The sequence below is a fragment of the Paraburkholderia sp. HD33-4 genome, from assembly GCF_021390635.1.
Classification (GTDB): Bacteria; Pseudomonadota; Gammaproteobacteria; order Burkholderiales; family Burkholderiaceae; genus Paraburkholderia.
This window is the reverse complement of the sequence record NZ_JAJEJS010000001.1, coordinates 3856515-3873424: the sequence shown is the minus strand read 5'-3', so window position 1 is coordinate 3873424 and position 16910 is coordinate 3856515. Positions and strand designations below refer to the sequence as shown.

The window sequence follows — 16910 nt, the reverse complement described above, 5'->3', positions numbered from 1 at the left end:
AACCGACATGCAACCTCACATCAATCTGCCCGGACCGTACATGCCGCACGCGGGTCTGATCGCCGCGTTCGAAGCCTGTCCGCTGATCGCGATCCTGCGCGGCGTGACGCCCGCCGATGCGGCCGATCACGCTCAAGCGCTGTACGAAGCCGGTTTTCGCATCGTCGAAGTGCCGCTCAATTCGCCGCAGCCGTTCGACAGCATCTCGGCGATCCGCAAGGCGCTGCCGGCCGATGCGATCGTCGGCGCGGGCACGGTGCTGCATCCGCTCTACGTGGACGACGTGAAGTCGGCGGGCGGCGAGCTCATCGTGATGCCGCACAGCGATCCGGACGTCGTCGTCGCCGCGAAGGCGAAGGGTCTCGCGTGTGCGCCCGGCGTCGCGACGCCGAACGAAGCGTTCATCGCGCTGAAGAACGGCGCCGACGTGCTGAAGATGTTCCCCGCCGAGCAGCTCGGCTGCCAGGTGGTCAAGGCATGGCGCGCGGTGATCGCCGCGCAGGTGCCGCTCGTGCCGGTCGGCGGTGTCACGCCGGACAACATGGGGCCGTTCCTCACCGCCGGCGCGAACGGTTTCGGCCTCGGCTCGGCGCTGTACAAGCCGGGCCAGAGCGCGGCGGTGACCGCGTCGCATGCGAAGGCGTTCATCAACGGTCTGCGGATCGCCCGCGCGGGCGTGAAGAAATGAACCGGCTCGCCGGCAAAGCCGCACTCGTGACCGGCGCCGGGCGCGGCATCGGCGCGGCGATCGCGCTGGCTTTCGCGCGCGAGGGCGCGGCGGTCGTGCTGGCGGAACTCGACCTCGATACCGCGCAGCGCACGGCCGCGCGGATCGAGGCGGAAATTGGCGCCGGCGCACGCGTGCTGGCGGTGCAGACCGACGTGACGCAAGCCGCGTCGGTGCGGCAGGCGGTGAGCGAAGGCGAACGCGCGTTCGGCGCGCTCGACATCCTGGTCAACAACGCGGGCATCAACGTGTTCTGCGATCCGCTGACGATGACCGACGCCGACTGGCGGCGCTGCTTCGCGGTCGATCTCGACGGCGTGTGGAACGGCTGTCGCGCGGTGCTGCCGGGCATGGTCGAGCGTGGTGCGGGCAGCATCGTGAACATCGCGTCGACGCACGCGTTCAAGATCATCCCGGGCTGCTTCCCGTACCCGGTCGCGAAGCACGGCGTGATCGGCCTCACGCGCGCGCTCGGCATCGAGTACGCACCGCGCAACGTGCGCGTGAACGCGATCGCGCCGGGCTACATCGAGACGCAGTTGACGCACGACTGGTGGAACGAGCAGCCCGATCCGGCCGCCGCGCAGCAGGCGACGCTCGATTTGCAGCCGATGAAGCGCATCGGCCGCCCGGAGGAGGTGGCGATGACCGCGGTGTTCCTCGCGTCGGACGAGGCGCCGTTCATCAACGCGAGTTGCATCACCGTCGATGGCGGGCGCTCGGCGCTGTATCACGACTGAATTCGCATCGCCAGGAAACACGGGCAACGAGACGCACAGAACACCGGACGACGCGCTGGCCGCGTGTGTCAGGACCGGTATAAGAAGACGCGGCCGATTACCTTCTCGTTATCAATTAGTCAGGAGACACGCATCATGAAACGAAGAATTTTCCTCACGCTGGCAGCGGCGGCGACGGGTGTGCTCTTCAACGCGCCGGTCGTACAGGCTGCCGATTCGGTCAAGATCGGCTTCCTCGTGAAGCAGCCGGAAGAACCGTGGTTCCAGGACGAATGGAAGTTCGCCGAAATGGCCGCCAAGGAGAAGGGCTTCACGCTCGTGAAGATCGGCGCGCCGTCGGGCGAGAAGGTGATGAGCGCGATCGACAACCTCGCCGCGCAGAAGGCGCAGGGCTTCGTGATCTGCACGCCCGACGTCAAGCTCGGGCCGGGCATCGTCGCGAAAGCGAAGGCCGACGGCCTGAAGATGATGACGGTCGACGACCGCCTCGTCGACGGCTCGGGCAAGCCGATCGAGTCGGTGCCGCACATGGGCATCTCGGCGTATAACATCGGCAAGCAGGTCGGCGACGGCATCGCGGCTGAGATCAAGAAGCGCGGCTGGGACATGAAGGACGTCGGCGCGATCGACGTGACCTACGAGCAGCTGCCGACCGCGCATGACCGCACCACCGGCGCGACCGACGCGCTGGTCGCCGCGGGCTTCCCGAAGGCGAACATCGTCACCGCGCCGCAGGCGAAGACCGACACGGAAAACGCGTTCAACGCAGCGAACATCGCGCTCACGAAGAACCCGCAGTACAAGCACTGGGTCGCTTACGCGCTGAACGACGAAGGCGTGCTCGGCGCGGTGCGCGCAGCGGAAGGCCGCGGCTTCAAGGCCGACAACATGATCGGCATCGGTATCGGCGGCTCGGAATCGGCGTTGAACGAGTTCAAGAAGCCGCAGCCGACGGGCTTCTTCGGCACCGTGATCATCAGCCCGAAGCGCCACGGCGAGGAAACCTCGGAACTGATGTACGCGTGGATCACGCAGGGCAAGGAGCCGCCGCTCTTGACGCTGACGAGCGGCATGCTGGCGACGCGCGACAACGTCGGCGAAGTGCGCGAGAAGATGGGCCTCGCGTCGAAGTAAGCGTGAAACCGTGGTGACATCAAGTGCACCGCGGCTGAAAGAAGATCTGCGGTAGACAGACGGGCCGCGCGCCGCGCGCGGCCCACATGAAGGAGGCGAAGTGTCAGCGACGCTACGTTTTGACAATATCGGCAAGGTTTTTCCAGGCGTGCGTGCGCTCGACGGTGTGTCCTTCGACGTCAACGTCGGCCAGGTGCACGGCCTGATGGGCGAAAACGGCGCGGGCAAATCGACGCTGCTGAAAATTCTCGGCGGCGAGTATCAGCCCGATTCGGGCCGCATCATGATCGACGGCAACGAGGTGCGCTTTCCGAGCGCGGCCGCATCGATCGGCGCCGGCATCGCGGTGATTCACCAGGAACTGCAGTACGTGCCCGACCTCACGGTCGCGGAAAATCTGTTGCTCGGCCAGTTGCCCAATGCGCTCGGCTGGGTCAACAAGCGCGAGGCGAAGCGCTTCGTGCGCGAGCGGCTCGAAGCGATGGGCGTCGCGCTCGATCCGAACGCGAAGCTGCGCAAGCTGTCGATCGCGCAGCGGCAGATGGTCGAAATCTGCAAGGCGCTGATGCGCAACGCGCGCGTGATCGCGCTCGACGAGCCGACCAGCTCGCTGTCGCATCGCGAGACCGAGGTGCTGTTCAAGCTGGTGCGCGATCTGCGCGCCGACAACCGCGCGATGATCTACATCTCGCACCGGATGGACGAGATCTACGAGCTGTGCGACGCGTGCACGATCTTCCGCGACGGCCGCAAGGTCGCGTCGCATCCGACGCTCGAAGGCGTGTCGCGCGACACGATCGTCAGCGAGATGGTTGGGCGCGAAATTTCGGACATCTATAGCTATTCGGCGCGGCCGCTCGGCGAAGTGCGCTTCGCGGCGAAGGCGATCGAAGGTCATCCGCTCGCGCAGCCGGCGAGCTTCGAGGTGCGGCGCGGCGAGATCGTCGGCTTCTTCGGTCTGGTTGGCGCGGGCCGCAGCGAGCTGATGCATCTGGTGTATGGCGCCAGGCATCGCAAGGGCGGCGAGCTCATGCTCGACGGCAAGCCGATCAAGGTGCGCAGCGCGGGCGAGGCGATTAAACACGGCATCGTGCTATGCCCCGAGGATCGCAAGGAAGAGGGCATCGTCGCGATGGCGAGCGTCGCGGAAAACATCAACATCAGCTGCCGCCGTCACTATCTGCGTGCGGGCGTGTTTCTCGATCGCAAGAAAGAGGCGCAGACGGCGGACCGTTTCATCAAGCTGCTGAAGATCAAGACGCCGCATCGCCGGCAGAAGATCCGTTTCCTGTCGGGCGGCAACCAGCAGAAGGCGATTCTGTCGCGCTGGCTCGCCGAGCCCGATCTGAAGGTCGTGATTCTCGACGAACCGACGCGCGGCATCGACGTCGGCGCGAAGCACGAGATCTATAACGTGATCTATCAGCTCGCGCAGCGCGGTTGCGCGATCGTGATGATTTCGTCGGAATTGCCGGAGGTGCTCGGCGTGTCCGACCGCATCGTCGTGATGCGCCAGGGCCGCATTTCCGGCGAACTCGCGCGCAAGGACGCGACCGAGCAGTCGGTGCTGAGCCTCGCGCTGCCGCAAAGCTCGACCGCGCTGCCGGAGAACACCGCCGCCGCCAACCAGAGCGGCTCGCGCGCGGCCTGAACCTTATCTGGACGTGAGTCCGCAACCCGTGGGGAACGGGGAGGAGTATTGAACATGCAAGCCAGAGAAAACCTCGCGCAGCAGGCCGCCAAGAGCGCCGCCGACGCACTGATTCCGCAGTCGAGCGACAAAACCAGGTGGTGGCAGCAGATCACCGAGTACAGCCTGATCGTGATCTTCGTCGTGATGTTCGTCACGATGTCGCTGACCGTCGATCATTTCTTCTCGATCGAGAACATGCTCGGCCTCGCGTTGTCGATCTCGCAGATCGGCATGGTCGCGTGCACGATGATGTTCTGCCTCGCGTCGCGCGACTTCGATCTCTCCGTCGGCTCGACCGTCGCGTTCGCCGGCGTGCTGTGCGCGATGGTGCTCAACGCGACCGGCAACACCTTCATCGCGATCGTCGCGGCGGTCGCGGCGGGCGCGGTGATCGGTTTCGTCAACGGCGCGGTGATCGCTTATCTGCGCATCAACGCGCTGATCACGACGCTCGCGACGATGGAAATCGTCCGCGGCTTCGGCTTTATCGTGTCGCATGGGCAGGCGGTCGGCGTGTCGTCGGATACGTTCATCGCGTTGGGCGGCCTGACGTTCTTCGGCGTGTCGCTGCCGATCTGGGTCACGCTGATCTGCTTCATCGTGTTCGGCGTGATGCTGAACCAGACCGTGTACGGCCGCAATACGCTCGCGATCGGCGGCAATCCGGAAGCGTCGCGGCTTGCGGGTATCAACGTGGAGCGCACGCGTGTCTACATCTTCCTGATCCAGGGCGCCGTCACCGCGCTCGCCGGCGTGATTCTCGCGTCGCGTATCACGTCGGGTCAGCCGAACGCGGCTGAGGGCTTCGAGCTGAACGTGATCTCCGCTTGCGTGCTCGGCGGCGTGTCGCTGCTGGGCGGCCGCGCGACGATCTCCGGCGTCGTGATCGGCGTGCTGATCATGGGCACGGTCGAGAACGTGATGAACCTGCTGAACATCGACGCGTTCTACCAGTACCTGGTGCGCGGCGCGATCCTGCTCGCGGCCGTGCTGCTCGACCAGTTGAAGAACCGCGGCTCGCGCGACTGATTCACTTTCACCTCATCCCAAGCTCATAAAGGAATCGAACGATGTCGTCTCCGGCCAATGCAAACGCCAGTCTCGCTGACACCGCGTACGCGCGCTATCCGAGCCTCGTCGACCGTACGGTGCTGATCACGGGCGGCGCGACCGGCATCGGCGCATCGTTCGTCGAGCACTTCGCGGCGCAGGGCGCGCGTGTCGCGTTCTTCGATATCGACGCGAGCGCGGGCGAGGCCCTCGCCGACCAGCTCGGCGATTCGAAGCACAAGCCGCTCTTTCTGGCCTGCGATCTGACCGACGTCGACGCGCTGCAAAAAGCGATCGCCGACGTGAAGGCCGCGCTCGGCCCGATCCAGGCGCTCATCAACAACGCGGCGAACGACAAGCGCCATCAGATCGGCGACGTCACGCGCGAGTCGTTCGACGCGGGCATCGCCGTGAACATCCGCCACCAGTTCTTCGCGGCACAGGCCGTGATGGAGGACATGAAGGCCGCGCGTAGCGGCTCGATCATCAACCTCGGCTCGATCAGCTGGATGCTGAAGAACGGCGGCTATCCGGTGTACGTGATGTCGAAGTCGGCGGTGCAGGGTCTGACGCGCGGGCTCGCGCGCGACCTCGGCCACTTCAATATCCGCGTCAACACGCTGGTGCCTGGCTGGGTGATGACCGAGAAGCAGCTGCGCCTGTGGCTCGACGACAACGGCCGCCGCCAGATCAAGGAAGGCCAGTGCATCGACGCCGAGCTGTTGCCGGCCGACCTCGCGCGCATGGCGCTGTTCCTCGCCGCCGACGACAGCCGCATGATCACCGCGCAGGACATCGTCGTCGACGGAGGCTGGGCGTGAGCGCCAAGGCGCGCGTGCAACGTGCCACGCTGCTGCTCGACGCGCAGTGCGAGCTCGGCGAAGGCGCGACCTGGTGCGCGAGGAGCGGCCGCTTCTACTGGACCGACATCGAAGGCGCGAGGCTGTGGCGCTACGATCCGGCCGACGGCAGTAGCGATTCATTCGACCTGCCCGAGCGGCTCGCCACCTTCGCACTGTGCGAAAACCCGCGCTATGTGCTGGTCGGGCTCGCGTCGCAGCTGGCGTTTTTCGACCTGGAGACGCGCAGCACGCAACGGATCGTCGACGTCGAACCCGGCATGAACACGCGCGTGAACGATGGCCGCTGCGATCGGCAAGGGCGCTTCGTGTTCGGCACCAAGGACGAAAGCGGGCAACGGCAGACGGTCGCCGGCTTTTATCGGTTGAATCACGATCTGTCGCTCGAACGCTTACCGTTGCCAGCGCCGGCGATTTCGAACAGTATCGCGTTCAGTCCCGACGGCGCGACGATGTACTACTGCGATTCGCCGACGCGTGAAATCCGCGCGTGCGACTATCGCGCGGACGGCAGCATCGCCAACGATCGCCTGTTCACTCGCCTGAGCGACGCCAACGGCATCCCCGACGGCTCGACCGTCGACAGCGAAGGCGGCCTGTGGAACGCGCAGTGGGGCGGCGCGCGCGTGGTGCGTTACGGTCCCGATGGCGTGGAAACAGAGCGTATCGACGTGCCGACCACGCAGCCGAGCTGCGTCGCGATCGGCGGTGCCGCGCTCGGCCAGGCCGCGGGCAGCACCCTCGCCGGGACGGCGCTCGATACGCTCTACATCACGAGCGCCTACGCCGAGCTCGATGCGACGGCGCGCGCGGCCGATACGCTCGCGGGCGATGTATTCGTCGCGGCACTCGCGCGGCGCGGTGTGGTCGAACCGCTGTTCCAGGGCGCGCCCATCTAGCGCAGAATGACGCAGCCCCGGCCGCGCGCCGGGGCCGCGATCCTGAAGGTGAAGCAGAAGTCGATGTAGCAGTTTCGGTCTGCGAGCAATACGCCCGCGACCGGCCGGCAACGAATCGGCAGCATGCAGTTCGGACTCGAGGCGAATTGGTCAGAAAAAATCGCCCGCAACACCCGTCAAAACTGACGGCAACGTCCCACGCCTCTCGATGGAGCCAGATATGACTGTTGCGAATCTCGTTTCAGCCTCATCCACAACCTCTCAAACGCGACGCTCGCGACTTGCCGCGGCGGCCAACCCCGTGCTGGCAGGCCCGAGCACATCGGCGGTGGCGCTCGGCGAAGGCAGCGCCGGCGATGTCGCGTGCGTCACGCTCTCCAACTCGCAATTGCGTCTCGATGTCGCGCCGACGCTCGGCGGTGGCGTGACCCGCTTCGACTGGCGCGACGACGGCGCGTTGACGCCAATCTTCCGGCGGTGCCGCCACGTCGGCGCCGACACGCAACCGAACCAGCTCGCCTGCTATCCGCTGTTGCCGTACTCGAACCGCATCGGCGGCGGCCAATTCAGCGTGGCCGGGCGGCGCGTCGAGGTGCCGCGCAACCGTGACGACGAACCGCTGCCGATTCACGGCGATGGCTGGCTCGCGCAATGGCAGGTGCTCGAAGCGGGCCGCGAGCACGTGCGCCTCGCGCTCGACCGCAGCGACGGCAAGCCGTACGCGTTCCGCGCGACGCAGACTTATACGCTCGACGGCTCGACGCTCGTCGTCGTGCTCGAAATCGAAAACGCCGGCCGCGAGGCGTTGCCGTTCGGGCTCGGCGTGCATCCGTTCTTCGTGCGCGACGCGGACACCGAACTGTCGGCTGCGGCGGGCGGCCTGTGGCTGTCGGGCGACGACTGGCTGCCGGTGCGCCATGTGCAGGCGCCACCCGCGTGGCAGTTCGGCGTCGCGTATCCGCTGCCGGAGACGATCGTCAATCACGCATTCACCGGCTGGAGCGGCCAGGCGGCGGTGGTGTGGCCGAAGCGCCGGCTGTCGCTGAATATCGCCGCCGACACCGACTACTACGTGCTGTACACGCCGCCCGGCGAAGACTTCTTCTGCTTCGAGCCGGTCGATCATCCGATCAACGCAATGAACCTGGCCGGCGGCGCGAGCGAAAACGGCATGACGCTGCTCAAGCGTGGTGAACGGTTGACGCGTACGTTCCGGTTTACGGTCGAGCGGACCGGGCTGCGCTCGATGCCGGGCGGGCGTGGCGCACGGCGTAAACAATCGTCGTAGGTTTAGCCGCCGGCCGTCTGGATCGCTGGAGCGCCGGACGACGATCGCGGGACGGGTAAAATACGCGCCTCCTCCGCTTACCGGCTCGCCGCGAGACTCACCATGTCCAATTTCATCCAGACACTCAACGACGCCTGGCAGCGCACGAACTCGCTGCTGTGCGTTGGCCTCGATCCCGAGCCCAGCAAATTCCCCGGTGCGCTCGCGGGCCGCGCCGACGCGATCTTCGAGTTCTGCCGCACGATCGTCGACGCGACCGCGCCGTACGCGTCGTCGTTCAAGCCGCAGATCGCGTACTTCGCCGCGCATCGCGCGGAAGACCAGCTCGAGCAACTGATCGCCCACATTCACGCGAACCATCCGGGTCTGCCGGTGATTCTCGACGCTAAGCGCGGCGATATCGGCAGCACCGCCGAGCAGTACGCGCGCGAGGCGTTCGAGCGCTACCAGGCCGACTCGGTGACGGTCAATCCGTACATGGGTTTCGATTCGATCGAGCCGTATCTCGAGCATCCCGGTAAGGGCGTGATCGTGCTGTGCCGCACGTCGAACGCGGGCGGTTCGGATCTGCAGTTTCTCGAGACGGGTGGTCGGCCGTTGTATCAGGTCGTCGCGCAACTGGCCGCGCAAAAGTGGAATGCGAGCGGCCAGCTCGGACTCGTGGTCGGCGCGACGTTCCCGAAGGAAATTGAAGTGGTGCGCGGGATCGTCGGCGACATGCCGCTGCTGATTCCGGGCATCGGTGCGCAAGGTGGCGACGTGCAGGCCACCGTGAGCGCCGGCCGGACCGCGAACGGCACCGGTATGCTGATCAACTCGTCGCGCGCGATCATCTACGCGGGCAAGGGCGACGACTTTGCGCAAGCGGCCGCTCAGGCGGCGAAGGACACGCGCGACCGGATCAACGCGTTTCGTTGATTCGGCGGGCGGTCCCGCGCCGGGTGCTCCCGCGGCGGGCGGTCCGGCGCGTCAGCGCGTCGGACCGAGGCGCCCGATCAACCCCGCATGGCGCGGATGCCGCGCCTTCAGCTCGTCCACCTCCGCAAGCTCGAACTCGCTGAATTCGAAGCCCGGCGCGACCGTGCAGCCGACCAGCGCAAACGACGCCGGATCGGCGCACTCGGCCGCGAACCACAAGCCGGCCGGCACGACGGCCTGACACACCGTGTCGGGATGGGTGAGCGGATTGCCGAGCCGATGCGTGACGAGCGCACCGCTGGCGTCGCTTTCATCGAGCACGTGGACCAGCAGCGGCTCGCCGGCGTAGAAATGCCAGACCTCGTCGGAGCGGATCCGATGCCACGCCGAATGCGCGCCGTCGCACAGCAGGTAATAGATCGCGGTCGACGCCGCGCGCGTGTCGTCCGGATTGCCCGGTTCGCCGGCGCGTAGCACCCGCGCGGCCGAGCGGTAGGTCTCCGCGAAAAAGCCGCCTTCAGGATGCGGCTGCAAATCCAGGCGGCGGATCAGTTCGTCAGCAAGCGCGCGCGATTCCGGCATAGCCGCCTCTTCAGTGATAGTCAGACGCCGCTCAATGCTCGCGCTCGTCGAGCAGCGCCAGCAGACCACGCAGCGCGTGCGTCGCGGCTTGCACGCGGATCTGCTCGCGATCGCCCTTGAAAATCTTCGTTTCCACCGACGTATGCAGCCGGTTGCTCCAGCCGAACGACACCATGCCGACCGGCTTGGTTTCAGTCCCGCCGCCGGGGCCGGCGACCCCGGTGATCGACAGTGACACCTGCGCGCGACTGTTGCGCAGCGCGCCTTCGGCCATCGCGCGTGCGACCGGCTCGCTGACCGCGCCGTGCTTTTCGATCAGGTCGGCCGGTACGCCGATCATTTCGCTCTTCGCCTGATTCGAATACGTGACGAAGCCGCGTTCGAACCAGCCGCTGCTGCCGGAGATGTCGGTGATCGCGGTCGCGACCATGCCGCCCGTACAGGACTCGGCGGTCACGAGCATCAGGCGCTCGTCGCGCAGGCGGTTGCTCACGCGGATCGCAAGCTGATGAACGACGGAATCGGTAGGCATAGCGTCAGTCAATCCGGAAAACGAAGCCGGCCGTGAGGCGCGGCGAGCGGCAGGGGCCGGGCGGCGACTAATAGAGTCGAACGTCGCTCGAACGGTGCTCAGGCAGCGCTCAAACCGACATCCGCCATAGCGCAATCACGAGCAACGTAAAGAAGGCGGCGACCAGGTCGTCGAACATGATGCCAAAGCCACCTTTCAGCCGGCGGTCGAAGTAGCCGATCGGCGGCGGCTTCACCATATCGAAGAATCGGAACACCACGAATGCCCACACCTGGCCGCCGAGCGTGGCGGGCGTAACCATCAGCAGCACGAGCCAGAACGCGACGATTTCGTCCCACACGACCGCCGATGGATCCCCGACGCCAAGCCGTTTCGCGGTAAAGCCGCACAGCGCGATGCCGCCGAGAAAGCCGGCGACGATCAGCACGCCCCACTCGATCATCGTCAGATAGCGGCTCAGCACCGCGAACGAGGCCCACGCGAACAGCGTGCCGAACGTGCCCGGCGCGACGGGCGACAGCCCGCTGCCGAAGCCGAGCGACAGCAGGTGGACCGGATGCGACAGCATGAAGCGCGCGGTCGCGCGGCGCGGTTGACCGGGCTTCGGCGCGCGGGGTCCGGGCGCCTTGGGCGGCTCGCTGCCGAGGAAGTCGTCGGCGGGGCCGAGCGAGGGGTCATTCTGCATGGAAGTGATCGAAACCTTGCAACGTCAGAGTGAGCGGCGCGCCGGTGGCGTTGCGCCACGCAATGGCCGGGCGGTCGTTGGCCGCCTCCAGTGCGCTTATTGTACCGATGCGGGTGACCGGCACGGCCGCCTTCTGCGAGGCGGCCTCGACCGCGGCGCGCGCGGCGGCGGGCGCGGTGAAGCACAGTTCGTAATCGTCGCCGCCGGCGAGCGTGCAGCGCTGCTGGACTTCGGGCGGCAGCCGGCGCAGCGCGGCCGAGCGCGGCACCGCATCGACGTCGACGCTCGCGCCCACCGACGAGCGTTCGAGGATATGCAGCAGATCGCCGGCGAGGCCGTCCGACAGATCGAGCGCCGCGTGTGCGATGCCGCGCAGCGCGAGGCCGAGCGCGATGCGCGGCTCGGGGCGTTCGAGCGCCTGGCGGAACGTCGCGGCGTCATCCGGGTTGGCGGACCATTCGCCGCGCTGCACGCCGAGGCCGGCGCGCGCGTCGCCGAGTGTGCCGGAGATCCAGATGTCGTCGCCGGGTTGCGCGGCATCGCGGCGCAAAGCCGTTTGCGGCGGCACGCTGCCGAACACCGTGAGGCACAGATTGAGCGGCCCGCTCGTCGTATCGCCGCCGATCAGCTCGCAACCGTACCGCTCGGCCAGCGCGAACAGGCCTTCGCTGAACCCGGCAAGCCAGACTTCGTCGGCTTTCGGCAGCGCGAAAGCGAGCGTGAACGCCTGCGGCTGCGCGCCCATCGCGGCGAGGTCGGACAGATTGACAGCGAGCGCCTTGTGACCGAGCGCTTCGGGATCGATATCGGCGAAGAAGTGACGGCCTTCGACCAGCATGTCCGTCGATATCGCCAGCATTTCGCCGGCAGGCGGTGCCAGCAATGCGCAATCGTCGCCGATACCGAGCGTGCTGCCTTCGGCATGGGATGGCCGCGCGGCGGCGGCGCGGCGGGCGAAGAAGCGGTCGATCAGCGAAAACTCGGAAAGCATGATGGCGGACGATGAGCGGAGAACGATGGGAGAAATTGCGTGGATCAGCGCGATTGAGCGTGATGCCCGGTTGCAGGCGCCGGAGCGCCCGTAGCACGGGCAACGCGCGGGGCGCAACGCGCTTTCACGCTGTTTCAGTCGCGGCTGTTGTACCCGTATTGAAGGAATTGCGTCACCAATTGGGGCTACAATGCCGTCGAACGTCTATTCTAATCTGCACTTCTTCGAAGCCCGCCTTATGTCGAATCCCGTCAATACCAAACTCCGCGAAGCAGCGCTCGATTACCACGAGTTCCCGACTCCCGGCAAAATCGCGATCGCCCCCACCAAGCAGATGATCAACCAGCGCGACCTCGCGCTGGCTTATTCGCCTGGCGTCGCGTTCGCGTGCGAGGAAATCGTCGAGAACCCGATAAACGCCGCGCGCTTCACCGCGCGCAGCAACCTCGTCGGCGTCGTCACGAACGGCACCGCGGTGCTGGGTCTCGGCAACATCGGGCCGCTCGCGTCGAAGCCGGTCATGGAAGGCAAGGCCGTCCTGTTCAAGAAGTTCGCCGGCATCGACGTGTTCGATATCGAGATCAACGAGACCGACCCGCACAAGCTGGTCGACGTGATCGCCGCGCTCGAACCGACCTTCGGCGGCATCAATCTCGAGGACATCAAGGCGCCGGACTGCTTCATCGTCGAACGCGAATGCCGCAAGCGCATGAAGATTCCGGTCTTCCACGACGACCAGCACGGTACCGCGATCGTCGTTGCGGCGGCGGTCACCAACGGCCTGAAGGTCGTCGGCAAGGACATCAAGGAAGTCAAGCTGGTCGCCTCAGGCGCGGGCGCGGCGGCGCTCGCGTGTCTGGACCTGCTCGTCGACATCGGCCTGCCGCTCGAAAACATCACCGTGACCGACCTCGCGGGCGTCGTCTACAAGGGCCGCACCGAGCTGATGGACCCGGACAAGGAGCGTTTCGCGCGTGAAACCAGCGCTCGCTCGCTCGCCGAGGTGATCGACGGCGCGGACATCTTCCTCGGCCTGTCGGCCGGCGGCGTGCTCAAGCAGGACATGGTCAAGAAGATGGCCGCCAAGCCGCTGATCCTCGCGCTCGCGAACCCGACGCCGGAAATCCTGCCGGAACTCGCGCTCGAAGTGCGTCCGGACGCGGTGCTGTGCACGGGCCGCACCGACTACCCGAACCAGGTCAACAACGTCCTCGTGTTTCCGTTCCTGTTCCGCGGCGCGCTCGACGCCGGCGCGACGACGGTCACGCGTGAAATGGAAATCGCCGCGGTCAACGCGATTGCCGAGCTGGCGCGCCAGGAGCAGAGCGATATCGTCGCGACCGCGTACGGTATCCAGGACCTGTCGTTCGGACCGGAATACCTGATTCCGAAGCCGTTCGATCCGCGCCTGATCGTCAAGGTCGCGCCCGCGGTGGCGAAGGCCGCGATGGAGTGCGGCGTCGCCGAGCGTCCGATCGAAGACATGGACGCGTACTGCCAGCATCTGCAGCAGTTCGTCTACCACAGCGGCACGACGATGAAGCCGATCTTCCAGCTCGCGCGCAGCGTCGAACCGGAAAAGAAGCGCATCGTGTTCGCGGAAGGCGAAGAAGAGCGTGTGCTGCGCGCGATGCAGATCATCGTCGACGAAAAGCTCGCCAAGCCGATCCTGATCGGCCGGCCGGCGGTGATCGAGCAGCGGGTCGCGCGTTATGGCCTGCGGCTCGTCGCGGGGCAGGACTACACGGTCATCAATACCGATCATGACGAACGTTACCGCGAGTTCTGGCAGGAATACGCGAAGATGATGTCGCGCAAGGGCATCACCACGCAGATGGCCAAGCTCGAAATGCGCCGCCGCACCACGCTGATCGGCGCGATGATGGTCAATAAGGGCGAGGCGGACGGCATGATCTGCGGCACGGTCAGCACCACGCACCGCCATCTGCACTTCATCGACCAGGTGATCGGCAAGAAGCCGGGCGCTAAGGTCTATGCGGCGATGAACGCGCTGGTGTTGCCGAATCGGCAGATTTTCCTCGTCGATACGCACGTGAACGTCGATCCGACGCCGGCCGAGCTGGCCGAGATCACGATCATGGCAGCGGAGGAAGTGCGCCGTTTCGGCATCGAGCCGAAGGTTGCGCTGGTGTCGCACTCGAACTTCGGTTCGAGCAACGCGCCGACCGCGCAGAAGATGCGCGATACGCTCGAGATCCTGCGCGAACGCGTGCCGGAACTGCAAGTTGACGGCGAAATGCACGGCGACGTCGCGCTCGACGCCAACCTGCGCCGTGAGGTGCTGCCCGATTCGACGCTCGAAGGCGACGCGAACCTGCTGGTGCTGCCGAACATCGATGCGGCCAACATCTCGTACAACCTGTTGAAGACAGCGGCCGGCAACAACATCGCGATTGGCCCGATGCTGCTCGGCGCGGCCAAGCCGGTGCACGTGTTGACGCCGTCGGCGACGGTGCGCCGGATCGTCAACATGACGGCGCTGCTGGTTGCCGACGTCAGCGCAACCCGCTAACTGCGCATCGTGACCGGGCCGCGACAGGCCCGGCGCCGGTTCTCCAACCGGCGCGCCCCGAAAAAAAAGGCGTGCCCGCAATGGGCACGCCTTCAGGGCAAGCTGGGGATCGCCACCCCGAAAATGGCAATGACACAGCCTTTCGGCTAAATCGTTCCGGCTCCAACAACCGCAATCGAGCGCCTCGGCAAGCGGCCGCTTGCACCGCTGCGCGCCGCGTTCGATCAAGATTGAGCTCAGTTTAGCCCGATCAGGCTAAACATTCTGTCAAAAGTCGTCAAAGTCCCGACCGCCGGCTTTTCCGCGCGGTGGAGCGGGGTGTCGCCCGGTCGTCGAACGTTGATTCCAAAGGCTATTAGCGATACCCTTACGACTTTCATGGTCGTCAAACTCGTGATCTGACAGCGGGGAAACCTGATACATGGCACGCAACTGGTTGCGCATGAAAGGCGTGCTGATCGGTGCTGCCGCGCTCTGCGCGTTGTCTTCCGCGCCCGAGGTGCTGGCGCGAGACTACTCGGCGCCCGCTGGGGCGGAAGTGCAGGTAGGCACTGTCGCGCTGGCGCACTTGCCGCGCGAGGCGGTCGATACGTTGAACCTCATTGCCGCCGGCGGGCCTTACCCGTATCAGAAGGACGGCATCGTATTCGGCAACTACGAACGGGTGCTGCCCGCCCATCGGCGCGGCTATTACCACGAATACACCGTCCCCACGCCTCACGCGCGTAATCGCGGGGCGCGCCGCATCGTCTGCGGAGGTCCGCTACAGCGAACCGACAATTGTTATTACTCGGACGACCATTACACCAGTTTTAATCGTATTGTTGAATGACAACGGGATGAACGGCATGAGCGACAACATCTACGCGCACGATTCCGGAGTCGCGACGGATCTTTTCGCGGCCGGCGACGGCAATTTGTTTCAACGCGTCATGAAGATGCGCGCCGACGAGCAGGGTCGCGACAATCAAAGCGAGGCTGGCACGGTGGTTTCATCGAACGAGGAGCCCATGAGCCTTTTCAGGACGGTGCGGCCGAATATCGTGCAGTCGATCCGCGCGTTCCGCGTGCAGGATCTCGCCGACGAGGCCAACCACCTTGGCCAGCACTTTCTGTATGCGTACTGTGCGAACGCCGCCTCGAAGCAGGAAGTGCTCGAAACGATCGCGACGTCGTTCCTGTTTCCCAAGCATTTCGGCAAGAACTACGACGCGCTCTACGACTGCCTGACCGACCTCGTGCACAAGGCCGGCGCGCAGCCCGGCTTCGTGATCGTGCTCGAACATCTGCCGATCGCGCAGAAATTCGACAAGGAAGGGCGCGAGACGCTGCTCGACGTGTTCCGTGAAGCGGCCGAATTCTGGGCCGAGCGCAAGGTCGCGTTCCGGGTGTTTTACTCGTTCGTCTGAGGCTCGCCGGATTTTCGCCTGCCTGGGCGCTTTGCCCGAACCTGGCAGTGAACGTCGCGGTAAAGACGGCAAAGGCCCGCTAATTGGCGGGCCTTTGCTTGTGTGGCTCCGCACGAGCAAGGTTTCGCTTACCACCCGCCCCAGCGCGCCGCCAGCGCGGCCAGCACCGCGATCCCTGCGGTCTCGGTGCGCAGCACGCGAGGTCCCAAGCCCACCGCGGTAAAGCCCTGTTCAACGGCGGCGGCTTCTTCGTCGGCGGAAAGGCCGCCTTCGGGGCCGATCAGCAGCGTCACGCCACCTTCCGGCGGCGCCTCGGGCAGCGCTGCAAAGCCGATGCTCGCGCGCGGCGATAGCAAAAGGCGCAGTTCGTCGGACGCCGGCTCGCGCGACAGCGTATCGAGCCACGCGCCAACCTCACTCACCGGCATCACGTCCGGCAGCCGATTACGCCCGCACTGTTCGCATGACGCCCGCACCACACCCTGCCAGTGCTGTTGCCGCCGCTGCGCTCGCTCACCGGTGAGCCGCACGACGCTGCGCGCGGTCGCGAGCGGCACGAAGCCGGAGGCGCCGAGTTCGACCGCTTTCTCGATCAGCCAGTCCATCTTGTCGCCGCCGGCGATGCCTTGCGCGAGTGTCAGCCGATACGGCGGCTCGACCTCGATCGCGCGAAATTCGCCCATCCTGACGCGGGCCGAACGCCGTTCGACTTCGACGAGTTCGGCACTGTATTCGCCGCCCTTGCCGTTGAACAGCACGAGCGAATCGCCCGGCTGCAGACGCAGCACGGCCACGTGGCGAACGACGTCGTCGGGTAGTGCGATCACGTCGTCGGGGTAAAGCAGCGCATCAACGAAAAAACGGGGCAT

The 16910-nt window shown here is 65.9% G+C and carries 17 protein-coding genes; 12 read left to right on the top strand and 5 right to left on the bottom strand.

Annotation, left to right across the window (positions count from 1 at the left end):
- The first annotated feature begins 7 nt into the window (after window positions 1–7).
- From L0U84_RS17220 to pyrF, 9 genes are all read left to right on the top strand, one after another.
- Complete coding sequence (locus L0U84_RS17220) at window positions 8–688, top strand: 2-dehydro-3-deoxy-6-phosphogalactonate aldolase (protein ID WP_233851343.1); 681 nt, start codon at window positions 8–10, stop codon at window positions 686–688.
- Window positions 685–1467, top strand: a complete 783-nt coding sequence (locus tag L0U84_RS17215; protein ID WP_233851342.1) for an SDR family oxidoreductase — start codon at window positions 685–687, stop codon at window positions 1465–1467. The genes L0U84_RS17220 and L0U84_RS17215 overlap by 4 nt, the downstream gene beginning before the upstream one ends.
- A 135-nt stretch (window positions 1468–1602) precedes the next feature.
- A complete protein-coding gene (locus L0U84_RS17210; RefSeq protein WP_233851341.1) occupies window positions 1603–2601 on the top strand; it encodes an arabinose ABC transporter substrate-binding protein in 999 nt (332 codons plus the stop codon).
- A gap of 100 nt (window positions 2602–2701) precedes the next feature.
- A complete protein-coding gene (gene araG / locus L0U84_RS17205) occupies window positions 2702–4252 on the top strand; it encodes an L-arabinose ABC transporter ATP-binding protein AraG (protein ID WP_233851340.1) in 1551 nt (516 codons plus the stop codon).
- Window positions 4253–4306: 54 nt separating this feature from the next.
- Window positions 4307–5323, top strand: coding sequence for an L-arabinose ABC transporter permease AraH (gene araH, locus L0U84_RS17200; protein ID WP_233851338.1), 1017 nt, complete (start codon window positions 4307–4309; stop codon window positions 5321–5323).
- A 41-nt stretch (window positions 5324–5364) separates the two neighbouring features.
- Window positions 5365–6165 (top strand): SDR family NAD(P)-dependent oxidoreductase, encoded by an 801-nt coding sequence (locus tag L0U84_RS17195; RefSeq protein WP_233851336.1) that lies wholly within the window; start codon window positions 5365–5367, stop codon window positions 6163–6165.
- Window positions 6162–7103, top strand: coding sequence for an SMP-30/gluconolactonase/LRE family protein (locus tag L0U84_RS17190; RefSeq protein WP_233851334.1), 942 nt, complete (start codon window positions 6162–6164; stop codon window positions 7101–7103). Before L0U84_RS17195 ends, L0U84_RS17190 begins: the two co-directional genes overlap by 4 nt.
- A 220-nt stretch (window positions 7104–7323) precedes the next feature.
- A complete protein-coding gene (locus tag L0U84_RS17185) occupies window positions 7324–8391 on the top strand; it encodes an aldose 1-epimerase (RefSeq protein ID WP_233851333.1) in 1068 nt (355 codons plus the stop codon).
- Window positions 8392–8493: 102 nt separating this feature from the next.
- On the top strand, window positions 8494–9309 hold the full coding sequence (gene pyrF / locus L0U84_RS17180) for an orotidine-5'-phosphate decarboxylase (RefSeq protein WP_233851332.1): 816 nt from the start codon (window positions 8494–8496) through the stop codon (window positions 9307–9309).
- 51 nt (window positions 9310–9360) lie between these two features.
- On the opposite strand, the gene L0U84_RS17175 is transcribed toward pyrF, so the two are convergent.
- The 4 genes from L0U84_RS17175 to thiL form a co-directional block, all read right to left on the bottom strand.
- Window positions 9361–9891, bottom strand: a complete 531-nt coding sequence (locus L0U84_RS17175) for a cupin domain-containing protein (protein WP_233851331.1) — start codon at window positions 9889–9891, stop codon at window positions 9361–9363.
- Between the two features lie 31 nt (window positions 9892–9922).
- Window positions 9923–10423 carry a CinA family protein gene (locus L0U84_RS17170; RefSeq protein ID WP_233851330.1) on the bottom strand — a complete coding sequence of 167 codons (501 nt, stop codon included), beginning with the start codon at window positions 10421–10423 and terminating at the stop codon, window positions 9923–9925.
- Window positions 10424–10532: 109 nt separating this feature from the next.
- Entirely contained in the window at window positions 10533–11108 is a 576-nt protein-coding gene (locus L0U84_RS17165) for a phosphatidylglycerophosphatase A family protein (RefSeq protein ID WP_233851329.1), read from the bottom strand.
- On the bottom strand, window positions 11098–12099 hold the full coding sequence (gene thiL / locus L0U84_RS17160) for a thiamine-phosphate kinase (protein WP_233851328.1): 1002 nt from the start codon (window positions 12097–12099) through the stop codon (window positions 11098–11100). The genes L0U84_RS17165 and thiL overlap by 11 nt, the downstream gene beginning before the upstream one ends.
- Before the next feature lie 190 nt (window positions 12100–12289).
- Between thiL and L0U84_RS17155 the strand changes: the two genes are divergently transcribed.
- The 3 genes from L0U84_RS17155 (at window position 12290) to L0U84_RS17145 (ending at window position 16041) form a co-directional block, all read left to right on the top strand.
- Entirely contained in the window at window positions 12290–14632 is a 2343-nt protein-coding gene (locus L0U84_RS17155) for an NADP-dependent malic enzyme (RefSeq protein ID WP_233851327.1), read from the top strand.
- A gap of 421 nt (window positions 14633–15053) precedes the next feature.
- On the top strand, window positions 15054–15464 hold the full coding sequence (locus L0U84_RS17150) for a ribonuclease (RefSeq protein ID WP_233851326.1): 411 nt from the start codon (window positions 15054–15056) through the stop codon (window positions 15462–15464).
- 16 nt (window positions 15465–15480) lie between these two features.
- Complete coding sequence (locus L0U84_RS17145) at window positions 15481–16041, top strand: barstar family protein (RefSeq protein WP_129957813.1); 561 nt, start codon at window positions 15481–15483, stop codon at window positions 16039–16041.
- A 128-nt stretch (window positions 16042–16169) separates the two neighbouring features.
- On the opposite strand, the gene L0U84_RS17140 is transcribed toward L0U84_RS17145, so the two are convergent.
- Complete coding sequence (locus L0U84_RS17140) at window positions 16170–16910, bottom strand: 16S rRNA (uracil(1498)-N(3))-methyltransferase (RefSeq protein WP_233851325.1); 741 nt, start codon at window positions 16908–16910, stop codon at window positions 16170–16172.